Genomic DNA, 14,821 nt, shown 5'->3' with positions numbered 1-14,821 from the left:
ACCACCGGTCCCAGGTTCGCTGAAGGTCGCGGTGAACGCCTCGGGTCCTCCTGCCCATGGTGCTGATCATGCGGCCCATCCGGGTCTCCGAGCCGTGGCCCTTGCCGGATGGCCGGCAATCTCGTCCGCGGCAGACGTCAGGTGTCGGCGACCACCCCACCGGGTCCCCGTCGGGAAGGCCAAGGCGCCGTTGCTCGGCGAAAGGACCGTTGCGCACAGGGCGACGCTGCGCGTGCTGCGCGTTGCCGTAACGGTCCGATACCATGGCCTGAATTCCAACTTTCGACGGGATCACGCCATGGTGCCCATTCATCGAGTCGTCGTTCTGGCCATCGACGGTGTGTACCCCTTCGAACTGGGCATTCCCAGCCGGGTATTCGGGGCGGCGGTGGGCCGTTACGAGGTTCTCACCTGCAGCGTCGACGGCCGCCCGGTCCGCACCAACTCCGACTTCTCGATCACCGTCGAGCACGGCCCGGAGGTGCTGCACACCGCCGACACCGTCATCATCCCGCCCTTCGTCACCACCGCCGTGACCCGGGAAGCTCCGCAAGCCGTGGTCCAGGTGCTCGCGTCCGTGGCTCCAGGCGCCCGCCTCGTATCGATCTGCACCGGCGCCTTCGTCCTTGCCGCAGCCGGTCTCCTCGACGGTCGGCCGGCCACCACCCACTGGATGGTCGCGGACCTCTTCCGCGCACGCTTCCCTCAGGTCGCACTGGATCCCGACGTCCTGTTCATCGATGACGGAGATGTGCTGACCTCGGCCGGCGCCGCCTCCGGGCTCGACGTCTGCCTGCACATCATTCGCAAGGACCACGGCACTGAAGTCGCCAATCAGGTGGCCCGCATGTGCATCGTCCCCCCGTGGCGCGAAGGAGGACAGGCGCAGTACATCCAGCACCCGGTGCCCGAGGCCACGGCCAGCGGAACGGCCACCGCCCGCCAGTGGGCGCTGGAGAACCTCCACGAGCCCATGACCCTGACGGACCTCGCCGAGCACTCCCACATGAGCCTGCGCACCTTCGCCCGCCGCTTCACCGAAGAGGTGGGCATGAGCCCGGGACGCTGGCTGATCCAGCAGCGCGTCGACCGCGCACGACACCTCCTGGAAACCACCGACCTGCCGGTGGACGAGATCGCCGGCCAAGTCGGCTTCGCCGGCGGCACATCGCTACGAGAACACCTGCACGCCGCCATCGGCGTCTCCCCGCTCACCTACCGGCGCACCTTCCGCGGCACCCTGTCCCCCACGCACTGAGCACCACCGCGCCTCCCGCCCTGCGGACGCGTTGACGAACCGGCGCACCGTTCACGGCCGGGGGGGGGAATGGCCTTCGCCACACAGCACGCGCCCGTCCATGCGGACAGCGCGCGCCCGTCCATTGCCGCAGGGCGCCCGTCCGCCCCGCCGGGGCGCACTGCTTGAAACCACACCACACCGCACCCATGCCTCGCCACAGAGCCGACTGTCGCGGGGCCTTGCGGGCGATGGCCCGGCGGCCGGGCGCTTCTCGTTGATGCCCCGATTCCGCCCCAGGCGCGATGCACCTTCACAGACGAGGGCTTACTTGCCATCCACCGGCCGACCATTTAATATTACGAACGTAATTCAACTGGCTTTGGATCTTTCGTTGACCACACCGGCTACCGACGGCATCCATGACGCAAGACGGGCCCTCGAAAGCCCTGCCGGCCGAGGTGAACGCCGGGCACCGCACCCAGCCCGTCCGCTTGCGAGCAAGATACGGAGAGAACGATGAGGGCATTCCTGGTCGAGCGCTACGGCGACAGGGCCGGCCTGCGGGCCGGTGAGGCGCCGGACCCGGAGGTGGGCGCGGACGACGTCCTGATCCAGATTTATGCGGCGAGCATCAACCCGCTCGATCTCAAGACCCTGGACGGGGCATTCAAGGCAATCCTGCCGTACCGGGTTCCTTTCGTCCCGGGCAACGACCTGGCCGGGGTGGTGGTCGAGGTGGGTGCGGCCGTCACTCGGTTCTCGGTGGGCGACGAGGTCTACGCGCGGCCCGACCAGGACCGCATCGGCACGTTCGCCGAACTCATCGCCGTGCACCAGGACGACGTGGCGATCAAGCCGGTCACACTGACCATGGAGGAGGCCGCGTCCCTTCCGCTGGTCGCCCTGACCGCATGGCAGGTGCTGGTAGAGCGGGCGCGCGTCCAGCCGGGCCAGAAGGTCCTCATCCACGCGGGTTCCGGCGGCCTGGGCACCATCGCCGTCCAGCTGGCGAAGCAGCTGGGCGCGCACGTGGCCACCACCGCGAGCACGGCCAACGTCGACCTGGCGAAGCGTCTGGGCGCGGACATCGTCGTCGACTACAAGAAGCAGGCATTCGAGACGGTGCTGCACGACTACGACGTCGTCCTGGACTCTCTCGGCGGCAAGACGCTCCACAAGTCCCTGGACGTGCTCAAGCCCGGCGGGCAGGTCATCAGTGTCGCGGGCCCGCCCGACGCGGCTTTCGCCAGGGAGCTGGGTGCGAATCCGATCATCCGGCTGGTGATGTCCGCACTGAGCTTCCGGATCCGACGCCGCGCCCGGCGCCGGCAGGTGACGTACTCGTTCCTGTTCATGAAGGCCAGCGGCGACCAGTTGCGCAAGCTCACCCCACTCGTCGACGCCGGCAGGATCCACCCCGTCGTCGACACCGTCTTCCCGTTCGAGTCGACCCGAGAGGCGCTGGAGTACGCCGAGAAGAGGCGCGCGAAGGCCGGCAAGGTCGTCGTCAAGATGGTATGAGGGAACAGTCCTTCCGGAAGGCCGAGATCCTCCACGAGGCGAGTTGCTCGGCGAGGATCTCGGGCTCCGAACTCCTCGCCTGACGTGCGACGTTGGCGATCGGGTGGGCGAACTCCCACTCGTAGGCCGCGGCGAGTCGATGGGCCGTCCGCAGCTCCCGTGAGAAGCAGCCGCCAGGAATCCGCACCGTGCCCGTCGATGCCGATGCTCGGTGCCCACGCCCGCCCCGTCGCGAGCCATCGGCGTGAGGGCAGCGGCGGCGGCACAGGACGGCGAAGGCCGACCACTCAACCGTCGTCAGGGCAATCGTCGCGGCAACCACCGACCCCGAGCCGTGACCGCACCACCCGTCAGCCCGTCGGCCTCACGCATTCGCACGAGGCGCCGCGCCGTTCCACGACCGGGTCCTCGACGAAAGATCCGCAAGCCAGCAAAGCGTCCGACTGACGCCCGGCCCGACAGACCACATCTCTCAGGCACACCGGCAAGAGGAGAAGCACATCATGCGCATTTATCTGGCAGACAAGACCGAGGACCTGTCCGTGGAAGGCGCTTCCGCAACGTTCACCTACCGGCGGATGGGCCCACGAGGCGGCGTCCCCCTGGTCCTGGTGAACCGCTTCCGCGGGACCATCGACTGGTGGGACCCCGAGTTCCTGGACCTCCTGGCCGCCGAGCACGACGTGATCCTTTTCGACAACATCGGGATCGGATACACGACCGGTGAGCCGCGCGACTCCATCGAAGGATTCGCCGACGGCGCCATCGAATTCATCGAGGCCCTCGGCCTGGCGCGGGCCGACCTGCTCGGATGGTCCATGGGCGGCTTCGTCGCCCAGCACGTTGCGCTGCGGCGGCCCGACCTCGTCCGCAAGCTGGTCGTGGCGGGCAGCGGTCCGGGCCCGGTGCCCGAGCTGCCGCCGTTGCCCGAGAAGGTGCAGGCCATCATGGCCAAGCCCGACGCCGACGCGGACGACATGCTCTACCTGTTCTACCCCGAGACCGCCGCGGCCCGTGCCGCCGGGGTCGAGCACCTCACCAAGGTCTCGACACGACTGGCCGCCGGGGGCCCCGCGGTGTCCGAGACAGCGGCCGTGCGCCAACGCGAGGCGATCGTCAAGTTCATGACGGTTCCGTTCGAACAGGTACGGGCGAATCTGGAGACCATCAAGCAGCCCGTCCTGTACGCCAACGGCGTCCACGACGTGATGGTCAACGCCCTGGCCTCCTACGTCGCCGTCCAGCACCTCGACTCGGCCACCCTGGTCCTCTACAGCGACGCCGGCCACGCCTTCCTGTTCCAGCATGTCAATGCCTTCGCGACCGAGGTGGCCAACTTCCTCGCCGCCTGAGTCGAGCGGCAGACCCCTGACACCGAATCAGACGGCACCTCATGACCATGCGAGGTACCGCCTGCTCCGAGTGGCGATCATCGCCGCCGGGCGTCCCGGGGCCGGGAGCCGATGCTGACCCCGGGTGCCTCATGACCAGTACAGGCGGCGTGAACCCTCAGTGGACGCCGGACCTCCGAGGGCCCCTACGTGGCTCCTGTCACGACCTGCGCGCCGACCGGCCCCCTCGCCCCTCAGCCGCCTTCCCGTCCATGTACGCCAGGCGCAGATCCAGGACGGAAGCGTGGATGTACGCACGCGCGACATCACGGGAGTGAACAGTGACGGAGAGACCGAACAACACATCGGTCGGCGTCACCGCCGAGCGATCCGATGCCGCGCGCAATCGCTCCCGGCTGCTGGAAGCGGCCGGACGACTGATCGCCGAGCAGGGGGTCGAGAATGTGACGATGCGGGAGGTCGCCGAGGCGGCCGGCGTAGGAAAAGGCACGCTCTTTCGCCGGTTCGGCGACCGCGACGGCCTCCTGCTCGCTCTCCTCGACGAAGCCGAGGCGGAGTTCCAGGAGGTGTATACCTCAGGTCCGCCTCCTCTGGGGCCAGGAGCGCCTGCGGGAGATCGTCTGGCAGCGTTCGGCTGCGCCCTGCTCGAGCGCATCGCCGCCGACGCGGACCTGGGCACGGCGCTGGGACGCCAGGTGCCCTACGCACGCCGCAACGCCTCGGACACCGGCCGGGCCATCCATGGTCATGTCTCAACTCTCCTGCGTGAGACGGGGGTTGACGGGGACCACGACATGCTCGCCCACGCCCTTCTCGCCTTCACGAGCTTCGAAGCGGCGGACTACCTGCGCAAGGAGCGCGGGGTGGCCACCGCGCGCCTCCAGGCCACCTGGGTGGACCTGGTTCGGCGGCTGACCCTGCCCAAGGGGCCGTGAAGGAGATCATCCCTGGGGTAGGAATCCACTCCGGGCATCGGCGAGCCGGCCGGGCAGCCCCGGAACTCCGCGCCGGCGCTGAAGCGCGCACCCCACGCGGCACCCATACCTCGATGAACCGGGCGGCGAAGTCCGCGACGGTCTGGGGGACAGCGTCGCCGCGCGCCGCAAGGCACGGGCCGCCGTGGCACAGCCACCGCACGCCCAGGACCGGCGGGCCGACTCTTCCAGCAGTCGGGCCACGTCCTCGTCGGGTCTGCCCACGGCTTCCAGCGCCGCGGCGAGGTGCCAGGGGCCCGGCTCGTCGGCGTTCTCACCGCCAGTCCATGGCCGACTTGGGGGGAGGCGACGGCCACCCTGTGGCTGGGGGCTGTCGGTCTCTCCCCGGACGGCGGCCTCCCACAGAGCGGCATTCCGCCCGGCGGTCATCTGAAGTCTGCGGCGTCTGAAGTCTGCGGTCATCGGCGAGGGAGACACTGTCGGACGGCTTCTCACAACGCCGGAACCGGGAAGAGCAGGGACACCTTGGCGCCCGTTTCCCGTGCCGGCGCCGGGCTCATTGCCCGCACCGCGGGCCGGGTCCGGCCACCGGCGAAGACGAACACACGCAGCACCAGGAAACGTCCGACACCGGAGAGCCCGGCGGCGGTGAGGTAGACGACCTGCTCGTAGAGCGCTCCGGCCGACGGCTGCACGAGGTGCAGGACGAGCACCGCGATGGAGGTCACCGCGTAGGCGGCCGTGGCCGACCCGGCGGACTGCCAGTGCTGGCGCCATCCGGCATGCCCTGTCCCGAAGGTGAAGCGCGCGTGGAGCTCCGTACTGAGGAGCGTCGAGGCGACGGTGACCAGAGCATTCGCCACCACCCAGGGCATCAGTCCGGCGAGCTCGACCACGGCACCGCTGGACGCCACCCCGACACCGCCGCCGAGGAGGACGAACCGGGCGAAGGAGGCGAGCGGGCCGGGGGTGGCCGGGTTCGGTCGCGCCACGGCCGTATCGATGTCCGTCCGTACGTCATCCCACGCCTCGTCCGCTGCCCCCGGCGTCGTCTTCGGCAAGACCAGCGACTTCATGGGAAGTCCCCTTCGACTGAGAGAGTTGCTGGGCCTCTGGGGCCGGCGGGTCCGGCAGGATGCTGCGCCCGCATGCTCATTGACCTTTTACATTATGACTGTATGACAATAAGCAGGGCGTCGACCTGCGAACAAGGGCCTGACAAAATTTAGATTATGACCGTACTCACAAGAGTGGCGCCCTCGCCCCACTCTCTTCGCCCATCCGGCCACGGCGGCATGAGCAGGCGGACGCCTCCACCCATCTCACGGCCCTGTCACGAACGGTCGCCCCATCTGGACGTCACGTCGCGTAAGGGACCGGACGAGGCGTGAATCGGCCCGGCCTGAAGACCCAACGCGAAACGGAGGTCAGGTGGCGCCGGCCCTGAAGGCGCTCTGGCGCGCCGGTCCCGATCGCCGCACCTCCTCGGCTTCGGCTCACCCCTCCCCTCCTCCAAGACCTGCGCGCCCCGGGAGAAGCCCGCGAGGCCGGAGCAACTCGTCCCTGCCCGGGTGCGCCAGGACGCCGGGACCCCGGTGCACAGCACTTTGCGGGTGACGAGGCCCCGCAGGGGCATGTTCAGGCATGGGGGGGGACGTAGGCCGGCACTCGATGGGGTGCCCGGTCGCAGGCTGCGAGGACCTGCCGCGCCAGGAGGACACCGCTGACCGCCGTGCCGCTCGCCGAGGGCAGCGCCAGGACCACCCGCGGACCGCGCCGGCGGACCAACTGTCCGCCGACCGGCGCGGTGAGCAGCGACGCCAGGTGCTGGGCAACAGGTACTCCACCGAGGAACGCAGCACAGTCGCGTCGAATCCGTATCCCGCGACCTTCGACGCCATCTGGACCAGATATGACACGCCGATCACGAGCACGAACCCGCCGCGGCCGACCAGGAGCCCGGCGAGATTGGCGAAGAGCACCGGTCGATGGGCGGACATCCCCATGTCGACCAGCGGTTCCAGCACCTGCCGTGATGCATACGTGCGGTGATGTGACCGTCAACCGAGGTCGAGGTCGCGGTCGGGAGCGCTGCCCGTGCGAGCCGCGAACATGCCCGTCTCGGTTCAGTGCGCGGAGATGGGAAAGAGCATGCAGGTGCTGGTGGCGTGGGCGAGCAGGCGGTCCGCCTCGTCGACCAAATGGGCCTGCGCGAGAGCGGTTTGGCGCCCCCTGCTGACGACCGTGCCGATGGCGCGGACCTTGCCGGTGTCCATAATGAAGTCAGGAGCCCCGTGGTGGCGGGATGAAGTGGCTTGAGGTGAGCCTTGAGGTGAGCACGGACAGCCGCCCGGTCCAGCACACGCTCGACGTGACGGGAGCTGTGGACGCTGCTGATCCTGCGCGACACCGGCAACGGACTCCGCTGCCACATCGGCCGAGCGCCGCCTCACTCAGCCTGGCAGCGGCACCCGATCCGGTGTCGCCGACCAGCTCGGATTGAATCGTCCCGTTCGACTGCGGGCCGGAGCGACCGGTCCGGCATGCAGTTGGTCACGCCCTTCGCGTAGGACGTGACGCGCTGGAGCAGGACGGCCTGGCGGCATTGATGAGGGTTCTCGCCTTCGGCCAGATCTGCTCGTCACCTGCTGGCCATCCACTCGTCTCGTCATCCACTCGTCGTCCTCACTGAATCCGACACGGACGTCCCCTCCACTCCACAGCATCTCGGCCTGGTTCTGGTGGTTGCGGAGCCGGCAGGGGAGGGGCCGTCGATGTCGACGAGTGCGGCCGGCGCGGGAGCCGGTCGAGCATCGCCGCGGAGGCATCGGCAAGGCGCCCGCCCCAGCCGGCGATCTCGACGTCGGGGCAGAATCATGGAGAGCCACTGCCTGGGGCTGGGGATGTGGTGCGTCAGACGCGCTGCCCGGCGTCCAGCAGGGCCAGGGCGTTGTCTATCCCCTGATCGAGGAGCTCATTGGAGAGTTGGCTGTCGGTCAAGGCGCGGGCTAGCTGCAGTGTCCCGGCCATCAGGCCGAGGAGGCTGAGCGCCTTCACACGTGCGGAGGGCGGGTCCTCAGGCACCATGCGGGCGGCAATGCCGTCGATGAGAACCAGCACGCCGTCGGTGTACGCCTGCCTGGTCGTATCGGCACAACGCCCGATCTCGTCGAGCAGAGCGGCGTTGGGACAGCCATCGCCAAGGCTGTCGCGGTGCCGAGGCGACAGGTACCCCCGCACAATCTGCTCGAGTCCGGCACGGCCAGGCGCAGCCCGTGCGACGACATCCTCGGCCTGCACCGTCAACTGGTCGGCGATTGCCGTGGTGACGAGGTCATCTTTGGATTGGAAGTGAGCATAGAAGGCCCCATTGGTCAGCCCCGCGTCCTTCATGAGCGTCGAGACCCCGGAGCTGTCGATACCGTCCTGCTTGAACCGGCGGCCCGCCACCTCGATGATCCGCCGCCTCGTCGCCGACTTGTGCTCTTTTCCATACCGCACCACAGCACACACTCCTTTGCCGACCGGAGAGACCGGTTGCCCTACACGGACTTCACCAGTCTATGGTATTGCGAACGTAATCCAAAGAGGGCGACAGCGGGGCCGGCCGCCTCGCCTCCGGTCGCCCTCCGCGGCAAGGACGACAGGCGGGCGTCGGACTTTCATCAGCTAGGGCAGACACGGACCCGGCACCTGAACTCACCCTCGCCGGCGAGGCTCACGGTGCCGGCCATCACCACGAGCCTCGCCATGCCCCAGGTGAAGCAACCGCGCCGGGCGACAGGCGTACCGCAGCTTCGGCTCCGAGCCAGTCCGGTCCGGTCCGAGCCAGTCCGGTCCGGTCACCCCACCACGCCGATCACCACGCCGACGAGGCACAGTCGCCGCAGCCTTTGACCGCCGCCGCGATCGACCGACGGCGACCTGCCGCCGCCGCCCGGCCCTGACCGTCAGGGAGAAGTCGGGCTTTACATCGACGCCGCCGTCAAGCAGCCGGCCGCCGACGGCTTCCCCGTCAGCGACAAGCTCCTCGCCCGCTCGTCCCCGCTACAAGTACGACCACATCAACTTCCTCGGCTGCTACGCCTTCACCCGGCCCGCAGTACCGGGCCGACGCCACCTGCGCGACCCGCACACAGACGACGAGCCGGACGCGACCGCGATGACGGGCGAGGCAGGCCGTAAGACTGAGGGGGCGACGCGGAACAGCCACCGCGGGTTGCGCACCGCCTTGATCTTCGCCGGTCAGCCGATGACGAGCCTCACCAGTGCCGTCCTTCGGGCAGGACGGGGCCAACAAAGAGGTAGCGGGGTTCGCGGTGCCGATTGAGACCGCGCGTCAGCCGGACCGGCACGAAGCGGCTATACGGCGGGCTTCTTCAGGACCTCGATCAAGCTGGTCGCGCTGTCGTCGGCATGGCCGACTGCTGTGCCTCGCCGGAAAATCTCCAGGACCGCCGTCGGCAACGAGGTGTCGACCCCCGCGCCCCTGGCGGTCTGCAGGACATGGTCGACGCTCGCCACACCCATGGCGAGCCTTTCGATGTCGCCCGGGTACTCACCCGCGTCGATCCGCTGTGTGTAGAAGGCCAGGAAATCTGGCATCCCGGACAGCACGGATGACGCAGACGGCAGGATCTCCTCGGCCGAGACGCCGTGGGCATCCGCCAGCGCGAGGGCGTGCAGCCAGCCGAGCACCGTCGTCCAGAACAGGTCCATCCCGACCTGGTAGTACAACGCCGCCAGCCCTGGGTCCTCGCCGCGGTAGTCCGTGCCGGTAAGCACCTTCAGGGCCTCCCGGTGCGCGTCGAACACCTCCTTGGGCCCGCTGTAGAAGGTGGAGAGCCCGGGCTGCCCGATGCCCGGGGGTGAGGCCTGCACACCTCCGGTGAGGTACCGGGCCCCATGTCCTGACGCCCACCGCGCAGCGCTGCGGGCACTCTCGGGCGTGTCCGAGCTGAGATTGACGAGGACCCGGCCGGACAGCGCCTCGGTGGCCGACTCAAGGACGGCATACATCGCGTGGTGGTCCGTCAGGCTGAGGATCACCAGTTCGCTCGCGGCGAGCGCGCCGTGGACCGTGGCGGCCAGGTCGGCGCCCGCGCCCACCAACTCGTCCGCCTTGCCTGCGGTCCGGTTCCAGACGGTGACCCGGTAGCCCCTGCCGAGGAACGCGCTCGCCATCGCACGTCCCATTGGCCCGAGCCCAATGACCGTCACATCGTGCTTGCTCACAACACTCCTCAACATCACATCAAAGCCTGAACGTCTTTCCGGGTGAGGTATGAACGTGCCGTTCCCTCACCGAACGACCTGCGCCGACACCTTCGAGGCCGGGTGGCCGCCGCAGCCTGTCGCAGGCGGCGTGACTGTGACCCAAGACCATGGACGGATCCGCGGGAACATGTGCCTCGGAACAGAAGTCGCGTCACGCCTTCTGTGCCGGCTTCCTGAGTACTTCGGTCAGGGCCGAGATGCTGTGGTCGCCGTGACCCGCCGCGGCCGCCCGCTCCACCAGGTCGTGCAGTGGAGCGAGCCAGGCCACGTCGACGTTCGTCTCCTCGGCCAGTTCCATGTCATGGGCCGCGCCCGCGAGGAAGAGGTTCACGGAGGAGGCGGCATCGGTGTAGTCACCGCCGTCGATTTCCATGGCGTAGACCGGCAGCAGAGACTTGATCATGTCCAGCCACTTCCCTGCGAACCGCACCATGCTGCTCGCCTCCAGCCCACGGGCCTGAACGGCCGCGGCCCCCTGGAAGAAACCGACGAGCGCGGGCAGCAGCATGGCGCCCACGGCCATCTCGTACAGGGCGGCGAGATCGGTCTCATCTCCCAGATGGACGGTGTCGCCGCCCAGTACCTTCAGCGTCGCCTCGTACTCGTCGAACACCGTCTTGTCTCCGCTGTAGTACAGCAGCGTGTCCGACCCTCCCACGGCCTCCGGCACGTTCTTGACCGCTCCGGCCAGAAACCGGGCGCCGCGGCCGGTCGCCCAGGCAGCCATGGCGCGGGCGCCGGCGGGCGAACCGCTGTTCAACGTGACAAGGACACGCCCGGACAGCGCCGCCGCAGCCGGCTCCAGGGCCGAGCGAGTGTCTTCGAAGGTGGTCAGGCACGTGATGATCAGCGGGCTCGCCTCGACCGCGGCCTCCACCGCCCGGGCATGGACGGCGCCCTTGGCCACCAGCGGTACGGCCTTGGCCGGCGTGCGGTTCCACACCGTTGTCGGGTGCCCCGCGTCGGCGAACGCTCCGGCCAGTGCCCGGCCCATCGACCCCAGCCCGACGATGGTCACGGGTGTGGGGGCATCCCTGGTCATGCGTCACTCCAGTCAGCGGTCGGATGGTTGAGCAGCCACGCAATCGCCGATCAGCGCGTCCTGCGCGGCTCTCATTCCATTCTGGAATCCCCACATACATTTGATCAAGTACCTACAATTCTGTTCGGTACCCACACTTTTGTCAGTAGGAGTGCTGATGACCAAGCGGACCTATATCTGCGGGCTCGACGCCGCCATCGCCGTCATGGGCGGTAAGTGGAAGGGGCTAATCCTGTTTTCGCTCGGTGAGGAGGGGCCGCTGCGTTTCGGAGAGTTGAGGCGGGCGGTGCCCGGCATCAGCGAGAGGATGCTGATCCTTCAACTCCGGGAGATGGAGGCCAGCGGCCTGGTGCACCGGAAGGTCTACCAGCAGGTTCCGCCCAAGGTGGAGTACTCGCTCACCGATTTCGGCAGCTCGCTCAACACGGCACTCGCGCCACTCGGGGCATGGGGCGAGGACCATATGGAGCGCATCGAGGCCATCCCCTAGCCAGCCCTTCCTTCCTCCGGCGCGTGACGCGCCGGAGGAATCTCCCAGAGACTCTCGTGTTCGAGAATCGACCGATTGATGAGCGAGATCCGTCAGCACGGGTTCGCGGCCGGACCAGCGCCGGACCAGGTCCGCAAAACGGTGTCAGACGATTCACGCCCTCAATCAAGCAGGCCGCATCCGGGTCTTCGCCGACAAGGAGTCCGGCAAGAACGCCGAGCGCGAGGAACTGTGGAAGGCCCTCGACTACCTCCGCGAAGGCGACACCCTCGTCGTCCCGGCGCTCGACCGGCTCGGCCGCTCCATCCAGGACCTCATCGCCATCGTGTCCGGCCTGCGCAAGCGCGGCATCGGCTTCACCTCGCCGCACGATGCGCTCGATACCACCACCCCGGGCGAGCGCCTGCTGTTCCATGACAAAAGACCAAGGGGCAGCGGGCAGCCGCCGAGCGGGATGTCGATGCACTCCCAGTTGTCCCGGTGCCCCACGGTCCGAGGGCACTGCCTGCGGAGTCACACCTGAGATGCGGGCACCGGGAAGAGCAGGCAGCTACTGGTGGCGTGGGCGAGGAGACGACCCTGCGCGTCGACCAACTGGGCCTGGGCAAGGGCGGTTTGGCGGCCCTTGCTGAGGACCGTGCCGATGGCGCGCACCGGGCCCGTCTCCACGGTGATCCGCCGCAGGAACTTCACCGTCAGGTCGAGCGAGGTGTACGCCATGCCCTGCGGGAGGGTGGACTGGACGGCGCAGCCCGCCGCCGAGTCGAGCAGGGTGGCGAAGACGCCCCCGTGCACACTGCCGATCGGGTTGTAGTGCTCCTCCCCCGGTGTCAGCGAGAAGACCGCCCTGCCGGGCTCCACCTCGTCCAGGTCGAAGTCGACGGTGTGACTGATCGGCGCCTTCGGCAGTCTCCCCGCCTGCACCTCGCGCAGGAAGTCGATACCGGCCATACGCCCGGCGGCCTCCGCCGAGATCGCGGGGTCGTCCCAGTGATACGTACGCGTTCGCCCCACGGTCCAGCGCCTTCCCTCTGACTGTCAGCTGACTTTTCCAAGTGAAGCTAGACTTTTACTCACCTGACTGTCAATGGCGAAGGCAGGTCCCTTACGATGGCGGGATGGAGTGGCTTGAGGCGAGCACGGAGAACTGCCCCGTCCAGCGCACGCTCGACGTGATCGGGGAGAAATGGACACTGTTGATCCTGCGTGACGCCGTCAACGGCGTCCGCCGCTTCGATGACTTCCACCGCCACATCCGCCTGTCGGAAGCCGTCCTCAGCGACCGCCTCCGCAAGCTGACCTCCAGCGGCATCCTCAAAACCGTCCCCTACCAGGAGCCCGGCACCCGCTCCCGCAACGAATACCGCCTGACCCGCAAGGGCTGGGACCTGTGGCCCGTCCTCATGGCGCTGAGCCAGTGGGGCGAGACGCACGCCCTCGGCCCCGAGGGCCCTCTCCTGGACATCCGCCACACCGACTGCGACGCCCCGGTCCGCGTCGTCGTCGAGTGCTCCACGGAACACGCCACCCTCACTCCCCGTGAAGTCACCGCCCGCCTGGGAACAGGCGCCCGCCTCCGGTCGTAAGCCATCGCCCCCACGACTTCGGCGTACCGCCGCACCGAACTCGACAGGCGCCCCGGTCGCCGGGTTCAGGGCCCTTCACCGATCCCGTCGTCGCCGGCACACTGGCCGCGCCGATGAGCAGTTCTACGGTGAGCGTCAGACCTGTGCCCCCGTGAACGCGGTGACGATCTCGTCGGCGGTCACGATGACGTGGGCGCGGGTCGGGCCGTTCAGGTTGAGGGCCGCGTGCAGCATTTCCCGAATCCACGCGACAGTCGCTCCGCGCACCAACGTCACGTGGTCCCCAGCTCCATGGCGAAGCAACTGGTCGTCTCCAAACAGGCGTTGTCCAACTTGCCGATGCTCAAGTCATAGGTGATGGCGTGCCGCTTGAGCTGGAAGTCGATGCGCCGGCTCGTACTGCTTAGCGGCGTTCGGCCGCCTGGTTTGTAGGCGAAAGTGAAGTTCTGGCACACACATCTTGGGGACCTGCCACAGAGGGGTGACCACTGCGTTCGATTGTGATGTACCGATCGGGTGCGAGACCGCGTACGCCGCGCCACAGAAACGGCAAATAGTGACGCTCCATCAGATATCTGTAGGCATCCGCTGCCTACGCGCAACCTCTGACCCGGATCGTCCGGCTCACGGTCGACGACGTGATCCGCGACGGAGAAACGGTGCTGCTACGGCTCGGCGGACCAGCCTCGCCTGTTCCCGCACCGGTTGCTGACCTGCTGCTGGAGCACATCGCGGACCGCGACAACAGGAACACCGCCACCAACCCGGCATCCCGCTGGCTCTTCCCCGGCCGCCGGGGGCCAGCCGTTCGGCCCGACCACCCGTCTGCACTACTCAACGCCATCGGTGTCCCGGCCGCGGCCGCCCCCGGCGCCGCCATCCGGCAGCAACTCCTGGAGATCCGCTCCCGTCACTGCAGAGGCTCTCGGCTACCACGACAAGACCACCACTCGGCTCCGCAACAAGACCGCCGGAACATTGAGTCGATATGCCCCGGAGATCACGCACGGTCACCAGAAGGCTGGATTCCTCGAAGAATCAGCGATAGCTGAACAGGCCCCGGATCCCAGCTCAGACACCAGCCGCAAAGCGCCTTGAAGTGGTCTGCGTCGCTCCGAGATCGGAGAGGGGCCTATGCGGGAGAGGGCCAGCGCAAGCTGGACGTCAGAACACGATCGAGCGCCGCCCGGCCCGCGGGTCCCCATGTCGGCTTGCCGCCAGGAAGGCCCCGCTCCCCGTTCTGGCCCATGAGGATGAGGAAAAGGCTCTTCATAGCAGCCAACCCTCGGGGATTGTGCCCGGCCTGCCGGTGGCCTGACCACCAGGCCGGACGAGAACCGGAACCGTCGCACTTGGTGCAGCGCCGGCCCCCGGACGC

The 14,821-nt window shown here is 68.2% G+C and carries 12 protein-coding genes and 2 pseudogenes; 7 read left to right on the top strand and 7 right to left on the bottom strand.

What is annotated here, in order from left to right; genetic code table 11:
• The first annotated feature begins 298 nt into the window (after positions 1 to 298).
• The 4 genes from OG622_RS46825 (at position 299) to OG622_RS46810 (ending at position 5,048) form a co-directional block, all read left to right on the top strand.
• Positions 299 to 1,258, top strand: a complete 960-nt coding sequence (locus OG622_RS46825; RefSeq protein WP_371583247.1) for a GlxA family transcriptional regulator — start codon at positions 299 to 301, stop codon at positions 1,256 to 1,258.
• A gap of 498 nt (positions 1,259 to 1,756) precedes the next feature.
• The gene (locus tag OG622_RS46820) at positions 1,757 to 2,761 is read left to right on the top strand and encodes an NADP-dependent oxidoreductase (protein ID WP_371583245.1); all 1,005 of its coding nucleotides are present in this window, start codon (positions 1,757 to 1,759) and stop codon (positions 2,759 to 2,761) included.
• A 503-nt stretch (positions 2,762 to 3,264) separates the two neighbouring features.
• Positions 3,265 to 4,113 carry an alpha/beta fold hydrolase gene (locus OG622_RS46815; protein WP_371583243.1) on the top strand — a complete coding sequence of 283 codons (849 nt, stop codon included), beginning with the start codon at positions 3,265 to 3,267 and terminating at the stop codon, positions 4,111 to 4,113.
• Between the two features lie 320 nt (positions 4,114 to 4,433).
• On the top strand, positions 4,434 to 5,048 hold the full coding sequence (locus OG622_RS46810) for a TetR/AcrR family transcriptional regulator (RefSeq protein WP_371583241.1): 615 nt from the start codon (positions 4,434 to 4,436) through the stop codon (positions 5,046 to 5,048).
• Positions 5,049 to 5,539: 491 nt separating this feature from the next.
• Here the strand turns inward: OG622_RS46810 and OG622_RS46805 are convergent, their stop codons facing one another.
• The 5 genes and pseudogenes from OG622_RS46805 to OG622_RS46785 form a co-directional block, all read right to left on the bottom strand.
• On the bottom strand, positions 5,540 to 6,124 hold the full coding sequence (locus OG622_RS46805; RefSeq protein WP_371583240.1) for a hypothetical protein: 585 nt from the start codon (positions 6,122 to 6,124) through the stop codon (positions 5,540 to 5,542).
• Between the two features lie 1,050 nt (positions 6,125 to 7,174).
• Positions 7,175 to 7,324 (bottom strand): annotated as a pseudogene (locus OG622_RS46800) (aromatic compound degradation protein PaaI); the annotation flags it as partial.
• Positions 7,325 to 7,961: 637 nt separating this feature from the next.
• Positions 7,962 to 8,552, bottom strand: coding sequence for a TetR/AcrR family transcriptional regulator (locus tag OG622_RS46795; protein WP_371583238.1), 591 nt, complete (start codon positions 8,550 to 8,552; stop codon positions 7,962 to 7,964).
• Positions 8,553 to 9,410: 858 nt separating this feature from the next.
• Positions 9,411 to 10,298: an NAD(P)-dependent oxidoreductase gene (locus OG622_RS46790; protein ID WP_371583236.1), complete on the bottom strand. Its 888-nt coding sequence runs from the start codon at positions 10,296 to 10,298 to the stop codon at positions 9,411 to 9,413.
• 178 nt (positions 10,299 to 10,476) lie between these two features.
• Positions 10,477 to 11,367 (bottom strand): NAD(P)-dependent oxidoreductase, encoded by an 891-nt coding sequence (locus tag OG622_RS46785; protein WP_371583234.1) that lies wholly within the window; start codon positions 11,365 to 11,367, stop codon positions 10,477 to 10,479.
• A gap of 157 nt (positions 11,368 to 11,524) precedes the next feature.
• Between OG622_RS46785 and OG622_RS46780 the strand changes: the two genes are divergently transcribed.
• Positions 11,525 to 11,857, top strand: a complete 333-nt coding sequence (locus OG622_RS46780; RefSeq protein WP_371583232.1) for a winged helix-turn-helix transcriptional regulator — start codon at positions 11,525 to 11,527, stop codon at positions 11,855 to 11,857.
• A 151-nt stretch (positions 11,858 to 12,008) separates the two neighbouring features.
• On the top strand, positions 12,009 to 12,380 hold the full coding sequence (locus OG622_RS46775; protein WP_371584435.1) for a recombinase family protein: 372 nt from the start codon (positions 12,009 to 12,011) through the stop codon (positions 12,378 to 12,380).
• On the opposite strand, the gene OG622_RS46770 is transcribed toward OG622_RS46775, so the two are convergent.
• Positions 12,371 to 12,871 (bottom strand): PaaI family thioesterase, encoded by a 501-nt coding sequence (locus OG622_RS46770; RefSeq protein ID WP_371583230.1) that lies wholly within the window; start codon positions 12,869 to 12,871, stop codon positions 12,371 to 12,373. The genes OG622_RS46775 and OG622_RS46770 overlap by 10 nt on opposite strands.
• 104 nt (positions 12,872 to 12,975) lie before the next feature.
• Between OG622_RS46770 and OG622_RS46765 the strand changes: the two genes are divergently transcribed.
• Positions 12,976 to 13,443, top strand: coding sequence for a winged helix-turn-helix transcriptional regulator (locus OG622_RS46765; RefSeq protein ID WP_371583228.1), 468 nt, complete (start codon positions 12,976 to 12,978; stop codon positions 13,441 to 13,443).
• A gap of 1,132 nt (positions 13,444 to 14,575) precedes the next feature.
• Here OG622_RS46765 and OG622_RS46760 read toward each other — a convergent pair.
• Positions 14,576 to 14,731: pseudogene (locus OG622_RS46760) on the bottom strand (aminoglycoside phosphotransferase); the annotation flags it as partial.
• Between the last annotated feature and the right edge of the window lie 90 nt (positions 14,732 to 14,821).

The organism is Streptomyces sp. NBC_01314, assembly GCF_041435215.1.
Taxonomy (GTDB): Bacteria; Actinomycetota; Actinomycetes; order Streptomycetales; family Streptomycetaceae; genus Streptomyces.
This window is presented reverse-complemented; position numbering and strand designations above follow the sequence as displayed.

What these genes read in the sequence shown, in the direction of transcription:
- OG622_RS46820 (WP_371583245.1), top strand. Translation starts at nt 1,757, where the DNA reads ATGAGGGCATTCCTGGTCGAGCGCTACGGCGACAGGGCCGGCCTGCGG.
- OG622_RS46765 (WP_371583228.1), top strand. Translation starts at nt 12,976, where the DNA reads ATGGAGTGGCTTGAGGCGAGCACGGAGAACTGCCCCGTCCAGCGCACG.
- OG622_RS46780 (WP_371583232.1), top strand. Translation starts at nt 11,525, where the DNA reads ATGACCAAGCGGACCTATATCTGCGGGCTCGACGCCGCCATCGCCGTC.
- OG622_RS46805 (WP_371583240.1), bottom strand. Translation starts at nt 6,124, where the DNA reads ATGAAGTCGCTGGTCTTGCCGAAGACGACGCCGGGGGCAGCGGACGAG.
- OG622_RS46815 (WP_371583243.1), top strand. Translation starts at nt 3,265, where the DNA reads ATGCGCATTTATCTGGCAGACAAGACCGAGGACCTGTCCGTGGAAGGC.
- OG622_RS46790 (WP_371583236.1), bottom strand. Translation starts at nt 10,298, where the DNA reads ATGTTGAGGAGTGTTGTGAGCAAGCACGATGTGACGGTCATTGGGCTC.
- OG622_RS46825 (WP_371583247.1), top strand. Translation starts at nt 299, where the DNA reads ATGGTGCCCATTCATCGAGTCGTCGTTCTGGCCATCGACGGTGTGTAC.
- OG622_RS46785 (WP_371583234.1), bottom strand. Translation starts at nt 11,367, where the DNA reads ATGACCAGGGATGCCCCCACACCCGTGACCATCGTCGGGCTGGGGTCG.